Annotated in this window: 3 protein-coding genes and 3 pseudogenes; 5 read left to right on the top strand and 1 reads right to left on the bottom strand. The window is 58.0% G+C overall.

Going from position 1 to position 3,543, the window contains the following annotated elements; translation table 11 throughout:
• Positions 1-201: 201 nt before the first annotated feature.
• Positions 202-453: pseudogene (locus HDG39_RS35985) on the top strand (autotransporter domain-containing protein); the annotation flags it as partial.
• 73 nt (positions 454-526) lie between these two features.
• On the opposite strand, the gene HDG39_RS32790 reads toward HDG39_RS35985, so the two are convergent.
• Positions 527-1,444 carry a mechanosensitive ion channel family protein gene (locus tag HDG39_RS32790; RefSeq protein WP_184012196.1) on the bottom strand — a complete coding sequence of 306 codons (918 nt, stop codon included), beginning with the start codon at positions 1,442-1,444 and terminating at the stop codon, positions 527-529.
• 376 nt (positions 1,445-1,820) lie between these two features.
• Here HDG39_RS32790 and HDG39_RS32785 point away from each other — a divergent pair, with 376 nt between their 5' ends.
• The 4 genes and pseudogenes from HDG39_RS32785 to HDG39_RS34745 all read left to right on the top strand — a co-directional run.
• Positions 1,821-2,111 carry a hypothetical protein gene (locus tag HDG39_RS32785; RefSeq protein WP_184012248.1) on the top strand — a complete coding sequence of 97 codons (291 nt, stop codon included), beginning with the start codon at positions 1,821-1,823 and terminating at the stop codon, positions 2,109-2,111.
• A 244-nt stretch (positions 2,112-2,355) separates the two neighbouring features.
• Positions 2,356-2,841 carry an Hcp family type VI secretion system effector gene (locus HDG39_RS32780; RefSeq protein ID WP_026226129.1) on the top strand — a complete coding sequence of 162 codons (486 nt, stop codon included), beginning with the start codon at positions 2,356-2,358 and terminating at the stop codon, positions 2,839-2,841.
• A 12-nt stretch (positions 2,842-2,853) separates the two neighbouring features.
• Positions 2,854-3,371, top strand: a pseudogene (locus tag HDG39_RS32775) (DUF2778 domain-containing protein).
• Positions 3,352-3,543 (top strand): annotated as a pseudogene (locus tag HDG39_RS34745) (hypothetical protein); the annotation flags it as partial. The pseudogenes HDG39_RS32775 and HDG39_RS34745, both read left to right, overlap by 20 nt.

Below are 3,543 nucleotides of genomic sequence, written 5' to 3'. Positions count from 1 at the left end.
TTGCTAGTTCGTAGAATCGTTCGGCGGCTTAGACCGCGTGCGTCGCTTGATCGCCCAATGGTCCAACTCGGCGCGGTACCAATAACAACTATGCGGCATCGGTTGAAGCCGACTACCCGTTCGCGCTGCCTGAACACTTCGACGTTGAGTCTCAGCTGCAACTGGTTGGCCAGCATCTGAGGGCGCACGGCTGACGCCGACGGGCTGGCGGTCAACATCGACTCGCAGAATGAGTTGATCGGCCGGCTCGGGGCGCGCGTGACCAGACCATTCGACATCGCGAGCGGTCGCCTCATGCCGTATCCGGGCATTGACGTGCTGTATGCGTTTGCCGGTGGCAAGAACGTGGAGATGAATGGCACGAACACGCCGAAATCTCTCGCCCTGTGGCCGCGTTTCTTACCAGTAGTCGTTCGGCAACGCGGGATTCCGTGGCTGGTGGCTGGTTGCTGAATGCGGGCGCGCGTTACCTGTACTAACGGGAGATGCCAGCTTGTCAACAAGCCGCGGGATCGAAGAACCGGGGTTACACCCCCTGCTCCGGTTCTCTGATCGCGGATGACCCTGCCTGACCGGCTGCTGTGTCGGTGGCCGACGCGGCCGTCGCACTCGGCACGATGTGCAATTCACGGGTGCGAAACGGCAGCGAACATTGCGCGTCGGTCAGTGTTTGACGCACCCGGCGCGCGAGTTCCCAGCGCATGGTCCAGAACATGTCCGTGTTCGACCAGACACGGATATTCAGCACCGCCGTGCTGTCGTCGAAGCGGATGACCATCACCTGCGGCGCGGGATCGCGGAGCGCACGCGGGTCGGCTGCGGCGAGCGTGCGCAGCGCCTCAAGCGCGCGATCCACATCGTCACCGATCGAGATCTCCACTTCGAGATCGAGCCGGCGCATCGGATTACGGCTGAAGTTGCGGATCGAATTGCTCCACAACGCGCTGTTCGGCACGTATTCGCAGATGCCGTCGGGTTTGGTGAGACGCGTCGTGAACAGATTGACTTCGTCGACCGTGCCCGCGACACTGCCGGCTCCGCCCTCGATATAGTCGCCGACCTTGAACGGCCGCAACACTAGCAGCATGATGCCGGCCGCGATGTTCTGCATCGTGCCTTGCAGCGCGAGACCGACCGCAAGACCGGCTGCGCCAAGCACGGCAATGATGCTGGCCGTCTGGATGCCTAACTGCGACAGCGCACCGACGATCGCGACAATGCGAATGCCCCACAGGCCGATGTCGCAGAGGATCGGTCGCAGCGTGGCATCCATGCGTGATTGACGCGCAAGGAGCCGGCTCAGCGACATCGAAGCCCGGCGCGCGACCCACCATCCGATCACCAGTATGCCCGCAGCGGCGCACAGACGAATTGAGAACGCGGTGAGCATATCCAGCAGGAAGGCCCATCTGTCCGGACCGATTTCGACGAAAAGATTCTCCATGTGTCTTGACGATCCCTATATTGGACAGCGGATAGATTGCCGCGCGCGAGCGTCGCCGGTATATGTGGACGAACTCGACTGGCTTCCGGGAATTTAACCAGATAACTTCCGTTTTGGGCATTTTCAGAGGTTAAAGCTGCGTGTTTTTTCTGAGCCTGTTATCCAGATCGCTTCTGTCGTAACGGCAGCCGCCCGAGCTAGCGGCTGCCCGCCCCGAGTTCCGTGAACGGCCCCGCCGGCGTGACTTTGAGGAGACGGAAACGATGTCCTCACGCCCCGTTCGACCTTCTCTGCAGGCGTTTCGATAACCACTCAAGATACCCACAGAAGCTGGGCACAAGCCTGTGGACAACAGGCTCATGACTCGCTCAACTCATTGAGCGCGTTGGTTTTCACTCGCATGCTTCCGATAGGTCGGCTGCGTCGCGGCCACACGCGTGTCGGACGAGCCGCCGTCGCCGCGGCGGCGCTCTCGCTCACCTTCATCGTGCGCGGCGGGCTGCACGTACCGATTGAAGGATCGGTCGCGCTCTTTCTCGCTGGCGCGGCGCTGCACCTGTTCGCCACCACTTCGATGGGCATTTTCATGGCCACGCACGCCCCGGACTCAGGCAAGGCGCAGATAAAGCCGCCAGGGAAGGCGAAGCGCCAGCGATCCGAGACCTGATCGCAGGACATCCACCCGACCCGCATCGCGCGGGTCTTTTTTTGCCTGCGCGCTGCGCTCGATCAGATCGCAGTCACACTTCCGATGTTTGTTAAATCACGTCAAGGTATTGATAGTGCATAGCATCCCCGTTGTAAATGCTTGCGTATCCGGGTAAAAGATTGTCCGTTCGTAGTGCATACCTTATTAAAAATGAGATCGTAACCATGCAGCGCTCATTTAACCATTCAAGGAAAAATTCAAGATGCCAATTCCTGCCCATATGTGGCTGAAAGATGATGGCGGCGCAGACATCAAAGGCTCGTCAACCGTTCAGAATCGCGAGGGAAGCATTGAAATTATCGGTTTCAGCCACGGCGTGAATCTGCCGGTTGATGCGGCTAACGGCAAGATTACCGGCGCGCGCTCGCACTCGCCAGTTGCGTTAGAAAAGGAGTTTGACGCTGCTACGCCTTATCTTTACAAGGCCGTGGCAAAGGGGCAAACGTTGCAGTCTGCTGAGATAAAGTGGTATCGCATCAACGACGCGGGGAAGGAGGAAGTTTATTTCGTGATGCTACTCGAAGGCGTAAAGGTCTGCGGCATCAATCCCGGCATGATGAATACCAAGCTGTCACCCGACTCGTTGCTCAATCACGTTGAGGCCGTTTCGCTGATGTATGAAAGCATCACGTGGCACTATCTCGACGGCAATATCAAATACACAGATTCATGGAATGAGCGCGGATAAGGGGGCGTGACAATGGCTTATAGGGGTAGGTTTTTGGTGAATAACGAGCCGTTATCACCGCTCACACTTTTCAGCGTCGGCACATTCTACGCGTATTCAGGCAACGCCGTCTATCGGAACCGAGGGGTTGTACCTCGATTGCCGAGAACGGACCGCTCCCGGCAGGCAAATATTGGATTGTTGACCGCCCTACGGGTGGCATTCGCTCACAGGCTTTTGCTGGCATTAAAGACACTGTTAATGCATTCAAAGGCAGACCGTCTTACCATTCCGAATGGTTCGCGTTGTATCGGGACGACGGAAAAATTGACGACACGACCTGGATTAATGGAGTAGAGCGCGGCCAGTTCAGGCTACATCCGGCGGGTGGCGATGGGCTTTCACTCGGGTGCATTACCCTGCCGAGCCGTACGGATTTTCTGACAATCCGTACCGCGCTGCTGCACACCATGACCATTGCTGCCGGCAATTCGGGGCTTAAGGCATACGGAACAATTGAGGTCATCACGTATGGCAACACTTGTCCGTAGGCTTTTCAAGATCGCGCTCTTTATCGGCCTGTTCCTTCTATCCGCGCGCTATGTTGGTCGAAATGGACCGATGCCAGACGGCGCGCGTCAAGCAGGTTGTCGCCTCACTCATGCAGCCAGAGGCTGTTTATTTGCGCCGATCGACGCCATCTCAACGACTGAGTCACGTTCG

The organism is Paraburkholderia lebeckiae, from assembly GCF_014201005.1.
Taxonomy (GTDB): Bacteria; Pseudomonadota; Gammaproteobacteria; order Burkholderiales; family Burkholderiaceae; genus Paraburkholderia; species Paraburkholderia tuberum.
This window is presented reverse-complemented; position numbering and strand designations above follow the sequence as displayed.

Excerpts from the sequence above, each read along its gene's own strand:
- HDG39_RS32780 (WP_026226129.1), top strand. The coding sequence starts at position 2,356 with ATGCCAATTCCTGCCCATATGTGGCTGAAAGATGATGGCGGCGCAGAC.
- HDG39_RS32790 (WP_184012196.1), bottom strand. The coding sequence starts at position 1,444 with ATGGAGAATCTTTTCGTCGAAATCGGTCCGGACAGATGGGCCTTCCTG.